Below are 9556 nucleotides of genomic sequence, written 5' to 3' on the forward strand. Positions count from 1 at the left end.
TTTACATTTTGACATATTTGTTAAATTGATTTTACGCCTTTAACTATTGATTTAGCATAGTAAGTAAGGAAGAACCACAAAGACGAAGAAATTGAAGTAGTAATTGGCTCGCTGCGAACTAATAAACTTACTCTCGACCCCGACGAATTTATTAAAGAAGCCTTCGGTCAAGATGCTCAAGGACGCTTTTTTGGTGGCGGTAGAAGTCAAGCCGGAGGTTTTGAAATTCCCGTCGGGTTTCTTTCCGGCGGGAATGAGAAGAGCGATTATGCAAGGCTGAAATGGGAAGTATTTGATGCTCAGATTAAGCAAAAACTGCTGAATTTAATTAGTCCTAAAGACAATCCTGTTTACGATCATTAACTCTGGAGTTTTTAGGTGCGGTCTTGATTCCAGCAACAGCCTGGGAATGCGATCGCTTTTTGGCTTCCGCTTGCTACCAGGTGTTGCCGTGTTTTTTTCTCAGTCCGGGCAAAATCTTAACTTGATAATCAGTCTTGCCCGCACTCTAACTCTCATCAACCGGCTTTTTTAAGTTTTATTGAGGGTTTGAACTCACGCCTTGTGCGCTTCTGCCATCAACAGGCTTTCCGGCCTGTTTCACAACAACTGTATTTTCTTGTGGGTAGTAGGGGTTGGGCAGGAGAATCCGACCATAAAAAGTTTATTGAACATCCTGCAAGACTTTTAACGAAGTAAGGAGGTTAAAAAACCCTGTTGACTTCTCCAGGACTCACCCTAATAAATTTTATCCCCATTTCCCCAAAATACACACCAAATAACCTGGGTATTTTAACTGTTGTCAAGGGAGGCAACGAAGTATTTTGCTCAAAAAAACCAGGTTGCGGAGCAAATTTAGTTTTATCGAGTTTACTAAATTCACAATATTTCTTACTTTTTAACAAAAATGCAAGGTGGATTTTTTGTGATATTTTAGTGTTTGCTCGCTAAATTCATCACAATTTGTTATAGTTGGTGCAGGAAAGTTCCGATAATAATTAGTAAAAAAAACCTTCAAAAGAATCAAAATATATACCCAACAACCTAAACGATTGGCTAAATGATATGAAAAAAATAATTGTAGCAGTCAAAAAAAGTTGTGTTTGTCACATGAATATGTTTTTTTTCCTAAGTTCATGTAGCGATTCATACAATTTTAAACAAATTATTATATTTATTTGCCGCGGGTTAGGATAGTAGAAAATAGCTTAAAAAAACAAGGAAGACGGAGATGTCTACAAAACAGACTTTCTCTTGGTCGTTAGAGAAAAGCCTAGAAAAAGTTTCAGAAATTGCACTTAAAATCAACGAGTTCGTGGCTCTGGAGACAATTTTGCAATGTGCGCTAGAAGAAACCAGGTTGCTGCTGCAAACCGATCGTGTAATTATTTATCGCTTCCTATCGCATAGAGATGGCGTAGTATTTGCAGAATCGGTTGATGCCCAGTGGCCGCCAACCCTAGGAAAACAGATTTATGATCCTTGCTTTGAAGCCACCTGGGTAGATCGTTACAGCCAGGGACAAACGAGCAGCATTTCTGATATTCACGCTGGTGATCTTCAAGCTTGTGATGTCGAATTGCTCGATCGCATCCAAGTTCAGGCAAATTTAGTTGCGCCAATCTTGCTAGATGGCCAACAACAGCAATCTCCGAAGCTTTGGGGACTGTTGATTGCTCATCAATGCCGAAGTCCGCGTCAGTGGGAACCTCTCGACGTTGAGATCATGCAACAGGTTGCAATGCACATCGGGTTGAGGATGTGGCACTTGGAATCTCACCGCCCGGTGATCGGGCCAAATCAACCGCCGGAACTCGAAACAGAACCAAATCAAACTGATCCCAATACAGAAAGCGCGCCAAGAGTCAATCATCAAAATTGTCTACAACCAGAGTTAGCCTGTTCCCTGAGCGGGGAAATTGTCCACCTCAAAGCCTTTGACTTGTTGCAAAACCCGATCTGGATATTTGATATTGAGCATTGGCAAATCCGGTGGGCCAACCAAGCTTCCTTGTACCTGTGGAATGCTTCGACGCGGCAGCAACTCGCGAGCCACAACTTTAGGGATATGTTGTCAGAGTGTACTCGGATTCGCTTGCAGGGCTATCTGGAGCAGTTTGAGCAAGGCCAAACCTTGTCTGAGCAGTGGACGTTTTACCCGGCCGGTGAGGCTGTTTCTGTCGGCTGTCGGTGCTCTGGCATCAGGATTGATAGCGGGCGTTTGGCAATCCTGGTCGAGGGTAAGGTCGAAACCGCTCCTCACATCGAACCGGAAACCCTGCGATCGATCGAGGCAATCCGACACACCACGCTGATGGTTTCGCTATACACCCTCGAAGGTGTGCCGCTGCTGCAAAACCCAGCGGCCTTGGGCTGTTACGGGGAGGCGCTGCACCGTGGCTCTGCGACAGATAATGCTTTTGTGAGTCGCTTTGTTGACTCTCAGGTAGGAGAGCGAGCAATGGCAGTTCTTAAGTCTGGTGAAGTATTTAGCACGGAGGCTCAAGTGATTACTCTGGCGGGGATTCGCTGGCATGGGATGGACGTGCGGTGTACCAACGACCCGGTAACAGGCAACCCGATGTTGCTCGTGAACGAAAAAGACATTACCGACCGCCAGCAAGTAGAAACAGCCCTGCAAAAGAGTGAAACCCGGTTGTCAGAAGCCCAGCGGGTTGCCCACATCGGTAGCTGGGAATGGGACGTGAGTACGGGTAAAATTACCTGGTCTCCCGAACTATTCGAGATTTTGGGACGATCTAGGGCCCTAGGCGAACCTACTTATGAAGAAAACTTGCGGCTTTACCATCCCGAAAGTGCCAAACAGCTACACCGGGTAGTTCAACGAGCGCTCACTCACGGAGAGCCTTATCTATTGCGCCTTAGAATCGTGAGTCGGAATGGTTCTATCCGCCATACTGAAGCCAGAGGACAGGTTCAACTCAATGCAGAGGGAAAAGTCATTCGGTTGTTTGGTACATCCCAAGACATTACGGATATTGTCCAGGCGGAAACAGAACTCAGAGAAATGAGTACAGCTCTTGCTAATGCTGTGGAAGGCATCTCGCGACTGGATGTTTTCGGACGCTACCTCACCGTTAATCAAGCCTACGCCAATATAGCGGGTTATCAGCCTGAAGAAATGGTTGGTATCAATTGGCAGAAAACAGTTCATCCCGACGACTGCTACAAGATGATGACGGCTTATCAAAAAATGCTAGCCGAGGGCCGAGTGGAAGTTGAGGCCCGGGGTATCAGGAAAGATGGTTCGATTTTTTACAAGCAGGTGGTGATGTTGGCAGCCTACGACTCGCAGGAGCGATCGATCGGGCATCACTGCTTTATGAAGGATATCACCGATCGCAAGCAAGCAGAAGCAGCATTACAGCAAGAGTTCGGGCGTCTGGCTGTGGTGATTGCCACCCAACAGGAAATCGCCATCCGCAATCCTAACCTGGATGCAGTGATGGCGGTGATTAACGATCGAACTCAAAAATTGATCGGTGCCGATGGGGCCGTGATTGAAATCTTGGAAGGGGATGAGTTGGTTTATCGGGCAGCCAGCGGTATCGCCAGCACCTATGTTGGATTACGGATGAAAGTAGGGACAAGTTTATCGGGAAAATGTATTGCGACCGGCCAAATTATGCTTTGTGATGATTCACAAACCGATCCACGGGTGGAGCAGTCTGTCTGTCAGCGCATTGGTATCCGGTCACTGGTGGTTGTTCCCTTGTTCTATCAGGACGATCGGGTTGGCGTCTTAAAAGTTGTTTCCGCTAGACCCTGTGCCTTTACAGAGTCAGATATTCATACCTTACAACTGATGGCGGGGTTTTTGGCGGGTAGCCTGCATCTGGCTTCAGAGTTTGATGCTAAAAACATTCTCCTGAGTCAATTACAGGAGAGCGAGGAACGGTATCGTTCTGTGATTAGAAGCATGACTGAAGGCGTCGTACTTCAGCTAGCAGACGGACAAATTACTACCTGTAATGCTAGTGCCGGAAGGATTCTCGGACTGACTCCCGAACAACTTATGGGGCGTACATCCATAGATTTAGACTGGCGAACCGTTCAGGAAGATGGCTCTCCTTTCCCCTGCCAACAGCATCCGGCAATGATTACCCTACGGACGGGAAAACCCGTATCAAATGTGGTGATGGGCATTCACAAATCGGATAAAACGCTGACTTGGATTTCGATTAATTCGCAACCGCTGTTCCAAATGAATCAGTCTCAACCCTATGCAGTAGTAACGACTTTTGCTGATATTACAGAACGCAAGCGGGCCGAGGAGATGCTCAGACACCGGGCGGAACAAGAAAGATTAATTGCTACGACAGATGGGTTAACACAAGTAGCAAACCGCCGCTGTTTTGATGAGCGATTGCAGTCGGAATGGCACCGACTGATACAGGGGAAACAACTGCTTTCGTTGATTATGTTGGATGTAGATTATTTCAAGCGATATAACGATTGCTACGGACATCAAGCTGGGGATATTTGTTTAGTAAAAGTGGCTTCATCGGCTGCACAAGCGGTTAAACGTTCATCGGATCTGTTGGCACGTTACGGGGGCGAAGAATTCGCGGCTATCCTACCGAATACGGATGCGGATGGCGCGATCGCTGTTGCTGAGTCGATCCGAGAGGCAATCCGAGATTTGGGAATCCCTCACGAGCAATCTGATGTGAGCGCGATCGTGACCGTTAGCATGGGAATTGCAACTGTGATTCCCACTGCGGAAATATCACCGGATGAACTCGTTGCCCTCGCCGATCGAGCATTATATGATGCGAAACGACAAGGGCGCGATCGCTACACAAGCGCCAACCAGATGACAGCGCCAGATTTCAATACAGTTGTAGAATAGGCAAAAGGTAGGTATATCCTAGACAGCTCCTAGAAAAACGGGACCCAATGCCTGGAAGTATTGAGATATGGTTATTTATCTAATCCGGCACGGTATCGCCGCCGCACCCGAAGAATATGATACAGACTCAGAACGCCCCCTGACTAAAGAGGGCGATCGTAAAACCCGGAAAATTGCCCAACGCCTGTACGAACTCGAAATTCAGTTTGACCTAATTCTCACCAGTCCCCTACTGCGGGCGCAGCAAACCGCCCAAATCCTGCAAACAGTCGGTTTGAGTTCCCAAATAGAAGAATCCGCCACCCTCGCCCCTTCAGGAGACATCGGGAACTGGCTGGAGTGGTACAAACAGTGGCAGGAAATAGGTAGCCACAGCTTGGCCCTGGTTGGCCACCAACCAGACTTAGGCAACTGGGCAGAAACTTTGCTTTGGGGTCGATCGCAAGACGCCCTGATTCTCAAAAAAGCAGGTATCATCGGCTTAATCCTCCCCGAAACAGGCTCCCCAGTGGGCCGCAGCCAAATGTTTTGGCTAACGGCGCCCAAGTTTTTGCTCCCCTAGAAACACCGAACCGCCCCGACATTAACAGGACGCGCCAGCCCTCTTAAAACCGCATTCTCGGACGGCGAAACCGGAGAAAAGGGGCGACAATACGCAGCGGTGCGATCGGGCTGTCTCTTGAAAAACCTGGTTTCTGAACCCCAATTAAATGATTATTTGTCAAGACTGTGACACTATCTTCGTTTCTGGTAATGTACTTTTAGTAGATTGAACTCACACAAAACGGTATCGCAATGGTCGTCGGCGAATTCAAACCAGGTTTAGAAGGTGTTCCCGCCACCTTGTCCAGCATTAGCTACGTCGATGGACAAAAAGGGTTGCTGGAATATCGCGGGATTAGCATCGAGGAACTGGCACTCAAAAGCTCCTTTCTCGAAACTTCATATTTATTAATCTGGGGGGTACTTCCGACAAAGGAAGAACTAGAAGCTTTCGAGCATGAAATTCGCTATCACCGCCGGATCAAATATCGCATCCGGGACATGATGAAATGCTTTCCAGAAAGAGGACATCCCATGGACGCCCTGCAAGCTTCAGCGGCCGCCTTGGGCTTGTTCTACTCTCGCAGAGCCCTGGCTAACCCAGCATACATTCGAGAAGCTGTAGTGCGACTGCTAGCTAAGATTCCCACAATGGTAGCAGCGTTCCAGCAAATGCGACGGGGAAATGACCCGGTGCGGCCGAGGGATGACTTGGACTACTCGGCTAACTTTCTTTATATGCTCAACGAGCAAGAACCCGATCCACTGTTAGCTAGCATTTTTGACACTTGTCTGACTCTCCATGCTGAACATACAATTAATGCCTCTACATTTTCGGCAATGGTAACAGCTTCGACGCTGACAGACCCTTACGGGGTTATTGCTTCAGCAGTTGGCACTTTGGCGGGGCCACTGCACGGGGGAGCTAATGAAGAAGTGATTGATATGTTGGAGCAAATTGGTTCGGTAGAAAACGTGCGGCCTTTTGTCGAGAAGTGCGTTGCAAATAAGGACAAAATCATGGGTTTCGGTCACCGAGTTTACAAGGTGAAAGATCCGAGAGCAACTATTCTCCAAGGGTTAGCAGAACAGTTATTTGAGAACTTCGGTCACGACGATTATTACGACATTGCTGTCGAGTTGGAAGAAGTGGTTGAGGAGAAATTGGGTCACAAAGGAATTTATGCAAATGTAGATTTCTATTCGGGTCTAGTTTACCGAAAAATGGGAATTCCGATCGACTTATTTACACCAGTTTTTGCGATCGCCCGTGTTGCTGGCTGGTTGGCCCACTGGAAGGAACAGCTAGAGGCAAACCGCATTTACCGCCCGACTCAAATATATACGGGCACTCACGGTGAGCCTTATATTGCGATCGAGGACAGACTGCCATCCTAAAGCAATAATTATCAACTCAGATCTGAAAATGGCGAGAAGAATTGTTTTGCTTTCGTGAAGTGTTGAATTAAAAATTGCTTTCGCCTTCCGAGTCAGGAAGCAATCTCTATCTGCCAAAAACTGCCGTGCTGGGTTGCACCCCTCTTGTATGTTGTGGTGTTTGTTGGCGACAATATTAAGAAGTGACGATTTTCAGGAACTCCGGTCCTCAGACTTGCGGGTCTGAGGCTTTTTATTGGAATATTTTTTATGGGAATATCAATATCAAATCCGCGCTTCATCGGAATTATTCATCTCTCTGGAATCTCCCTCTGCGTTCTCTGCACCCTCTGCGGTTAAATCTCTTAATTCCACAGCCTCCGCATCTGCGTTACCAGGAAGAGCCTGGTAACGAGTAGACTAGCTAAATCTAAACAGATTGAGCTACATGATGGCGGCTGGTCAATTTATCCAATTGATTAACCAACAAACTTAGGAACAATCCCACATCGGTAACAACTCCAATAGACTCGATCGAACCCCGATCACTCAATTTCGTCACCACCGCCGGATTAATGTCCACACAGACCATCTTCACACCAGCCGGCGTCATATTTCCCACACCAATTGAGTGCAGCATAGACGACAGCATTAACACCATATCCGCACCGCGTAACAGCTCAGTATATTCTTCTTGAGCCTTAACTAAATCCATTTGTGTGTCAGGAAGTGGCCCGTCATCACGGATCGAACCGGCAAGAGAGAACGGTATATTATGCTTCACGCACTCGTACATCACACCGTTAGTAACCAAGCCTGCTTCAACAGCTTTTGCAATACTCCCGTAACGTCGCACACTGTTAATTATTTTCAAGTGATGGCGGTGTCCACCCCGCACAGCAACACCGCGTTTCATGTCAACCCCTAAAGAGGTTCCCATATTCGATTGTTCCATGTCGTGAACTGCGATCGCATTTCCACCTAACAGCGCTTGCACGTAACCTTCGCGAATCAAATGCGCTAAATGTTCGCCACCGCCGGTGTGAATAACAACAGGCCCTGCGGTAACTACAACTTTGCCACCGCGATCGCGAATTTGGCGCAATTCCCACGCTACTTGTTCCACTACCAATTCTACGCGGCGTTCGCTAGAAACGCTGCCCGACATAAAGCTGAATTCTTGAGAATTGCGCTGTTCCCGCGATTCTGTTTTGCGGATGGTGCGGATGCCGACAACATCAACAACAACTTTTTCTCCTACTTTTAAGTCGCGCAGTAATTTACATTTAGCCACTGGGCCATCAGCAGTTTCAGTAATAGCAACAGCACCATCCATACGCTGATTTTGCGCTTTCACCCACTGACCATTTACCCGCACTTCTGTGGGATAAATCGTACTCACATAAAAGTCGTCCGGACCGACGCCATCTTGCACTACCGGTTCTAAAATAGCGTCGCAAATCTCTTGTGGTGGCGGCACTGCACCCAAGTCAATCAGCATTCCCATCATTTCTTCCATCACATCGTGGGAAGGAGCCGAAACTTTAACGTCGGCAGATGATGTACTTTGCCGCTGCTCTCCCAGATTGAAATTGAGCACTTGGAAACTGCCACCGAGATCGACAATTAAGTCCAAAGCACGACTAATTAAACCAGCATCCAGCAAGTGACCTTCCATGCGAATTGTGCGGCTTTCTACCATCACGTTTGCAGATCGATCTTCTTGCACCGGTTCCGTTACCCGCAGCGTCAAACACTTACAGGCGCCGCCCGCTTTCAGAAATTCGGTCATCGGCGTTTCAATTACTTGAAAACCAGCATTAGTAATGCGCGTTTTCAAGGCTTCGCTAACCTTGTTCATTACCACAACTTTGTCAATATTGACGGCATTGCAGGCAAAATTTGCGGCATCGGCTTCTTCAATGGCAATGCGTTTTTCCGGCGCAACTCGCATTTCGATTAAGCGGTTGGAATACGAGTCAAATGCTGCTGGATAGTAGAGTAAATAGCCGCCTGTCAAGGGACAAAAGCAGGTGTCTAGGTGATAGAAACGTTCGTCCACTAAACGCAGCGAAAGCACTTCAATGTTGAGCCATTTTGCTAGTAACGGGTGCGAGTCGAGTTCGGAACGGAAGCCGTATCCGGCCCACAACCAGCGTCCTTCGCGATCGAGTAAAGCATCGCCAGCGCCCTCAAACGGCAAGTCTTTCGGGAGTTCGTGCACGGTGAAACCTTTGCTTTCAAACCATGCTTTGAAATAGGGTTCTTCGCCTTGGCGTTCTTTGTGATAGAAACGGCTGAGGACGAAGGTATTGCCTAAAAGTAAGCCTGCGTTGGCGGTGAAAACCATATCCGGCCAGCCTTTTGCGGGCGGTACGAGGTCTACCACGGCGTTTTCTTTGAGGACGTGGTAAAGTTTTTCCCACTGTTCGACGGCGCGATCGCGCGATGATTTGTGGACATTTCCCTCCATCCACGGATTAATCACGTAATCCACATCGTAGTGGTCGGGAGCACACATGAGGAAGCGAATTGAGTCAGTCATAATTCAGTTAAAATGTGGTAGACGCTACAGCAGACGTATGTTGACAGAGTTTGTATAATAGCAACTGTAATATTCACTACTAATTTTAGCAGCGCAACGTCTGGAGTCTCAAAAGGGTAACTCTTTATTATATCATGTTTAAGCCCACATTCCGCAGATATTCAAGCAGAGGTAAAGGAAGATAGATTTGGCAACAATAAACTCCCAAACGATTGCAC

General features: G+C 47.4%; 4 protein-coding genes. 3 read left to right on the forward strand and 1 reads right to left on the reverse strand.

Going from position 1 to position 9556, the window contains the following annotated elements:
* The first annotated feature begins 1231 nt into the window (after positions 1–1231).
* From QT979_RS27890 to QT979_RS27900, 3 genes are all read left to right on the forward strand, one after another.
* Complete coding sequence (locus QT979_RS27890; protein ID WP_333312283.1) at positions 1232–4873, forward strand: diguanylate cyclase domain-containing protein; 3642 nt, start codon at positions 1232–1234, stop codon at positions 4871–4873.
* 67 nt (positions 4874–4940) lie between these two features.
* Positions 4941–5435, forward strand: a complete 495-nt coding sequence (gene sixA / locus QT979_RS27895; RefSeq protein WP_333213396.1) for a phosphohistidine phosphatase SixA — start codon at positions 4941–4943, stop codon at positions 5433–5435.
* 233 nt (positions 5436–5668) lie between these two features.
* On the forward strand, positions 5669–6814 hold the full coding sequence (locus QT979_RS27900) for a citrate synthase (protein WP_333082657.1): 1146 nt from the start codon (positions 5669–5671) through the stop codon (positions 6812–6814).
* Between the two features lie 409 nt (positions 6815–7223).
* Here QT979_RS27900 and argZ read toward each other — a convergent pair whose 3' ends face one another.
* Positions 7224–9338 carry a bifunctional arginine dihydrolase/ornithine cyclodeaminase gene (gene argZ / locus QT979_RS27905; RefSeq protein WP_333312284.1) on the reverse strand — a complete coding sequence of 705 codons (2115 nt, stop codon included), beginning with the start codon at positions 9336–9338 and terminating at the stop codon, positions 7224–7226.
* Between the last annotated feature and the right edge of the window lie 218 nt (positions 9339–9556).

It is taken from the genome of Microcoleus sp. w2-18bC1 (assembly GCF_036700365.1).
Classification (GTDB): Bacteria; Cyanobacteriota; Cyanobacteriia; order Cyanobacteriales; family Microcoleaceae; genus Microcoleus.

Coding starts and splice junctions, on each gene's coding strand:
- QT979_RS27890 (WP_333312283.1), top strand. CDS start 1,232: ATGTCTACAAAACAGACTTTCTCTTGGTCGTTAGAGAAAAGCCTAGAA.
- sixA (WP_333213396.1), top strand. CDS start 4,941: ATGGTTATTTATCTAATCCGGCACGGTATCGCCGCCGCACCCGAAGAA.
- argZ (WP_333312284.1), bottom strand. CDS start 9,338: ATGACTGACTCAATTCGCTTCCTCATGTGTGCTCCCGACCACTACGAT.
- QT979_RS27900 (WP_333082657.1), top strand. CDS start 5,669: ATGGTCGTCGGCGAATTCAAACCAGGTTTAGAAGGTGTTCCCGCCACC.